1 protein-coding gene is annotated in these 367 nt (G+C 55.6%); it reads left to right on the top strand.

Annotation, left to right across the window (positions count from 1 at the left end; translation table 11 throughout):
* A partial coding sequence (locus EN852_RS41870) for a hypothetical protein (RefSeq protein ID WP_210238303.1) occupies window positions 1-306 on the top strand: 306 nt, incomplete at its 5' end.
* Window positions 307-367 lie beyond the last annotated feature (61 nt).

Below are 367 nucleotides of genomic sequence, written 5' to 3'. Positions count from 1 at the left end.
GAAAATTTGGTAGGAATGGTTAAAAGTCAGGAGCTCATCAAGCAGTTGAGCGAATATAAGACTCAGACAGATAAGGTTGGCACGATTAATTCTCGCACCGACACCATAACTGCTATCGGCAGAGTTCAATATCCCTTGACGTTCGCTGCGTTGGCCACGTTTCGCCGCATCCCATCGGAGCAGAACTACACGGCACTCGAAACGGCCGTCCGAGCCGAGCGGCCTACGGACGCCGCGGCGGAGCAAATCGCGTTGCTTGCTAACGCTACCGTGCCTGAAGGTAGCATATCGCTGCCTGCCAAATGAGACCCCTGATAGGCGGGAAAGTCACCGGGCGTCACGGCAAAGCGCCGAGCTCTTGCATGGC

Source organism: Mesorhizobium sp. M2E.F.Ca.ET.209.01.1.1, assembly GCF_004010375.2.
Lineage (GTDB): Bacteria > Pseudomonadota > Alphaproteobacteria > Rhizobiales > Rhizobiaceae > Mesorhizobium.
The sequence above is the reverse complement of the archived record's forward strand: the minus strand, read 5'-3'. Positions and strand labels throughout refer to the sequence as shown.